This window comes from Myxococcus eversor (assembly GCF_010894455.1).
Classification (GTDB): Bacteria; Myxococcota; Myxococcia; order Myxococcales; family Myxococcaceae; genus Myxococcus; species Myxococcus eversor.
Map to the genome: position 1 here is coordinate 1 of NZ_JAAIXY010000093.1, position 541 is coordinate 541.

General features: G+C 65.4%; 1 protein-coding gene. It reads right to left on the reverse strand.

What is annotated here, in order from left to right:
- Positions 1-541, reverse strand: a 541-nt coding sequence (locus tag G4D83_RS45280) for a condensation domain-containing protein (protein ID WP_240357202.1), incomplete at both ends; no start/stop codon positions are given.

Here is a 541-nt window from a genome sequence, read left to right on the forward strand (position 1 = left end):
AGCGACACCTGGAACAGTGGACTGCGACTCATGTCCCTCCGCGGCAGCAACTCCTCCACCAACTTCTCGAATGGCACGTCCTGGTGCGCGTACGCACCCAACGTCACCTCTCTCGCCCTCCCCACCAACTCCCGGAAGCTCTCCTCCTCACTCACACGCCCTCTCAACACCAGCGTGTTCGCGAAGTACCCAATCAGCCCTTCCGTCTCCGCGTGCGTCCTCCCCGCTATCGGAAAACCCACCACCACTTCTTCCTGCCCCGCGTACCTCGTCAGCACCACCTGGTACGCCGCCAGCAACACCATGAACGGCGTCGCCCCCTCCCTCCGGCTCGCCTCCTCCACCTTCCTCCACAGCCCCTTCGGCCACCTCCTCTCCAGCGTGGCCCCCCGGAAGCTCTGTACCGCTGGCCTCGGCTTGTCCGTCACCAACTCCAGCGCTCTCGGTGCCCCCTCCAACTGCCTCCGCCAGTACTCCACCTGCTGCTCCAGCACCTCTCCCTGCAACCACCCTCGCTGCCACTCCGCGTAGTCCGCGTACT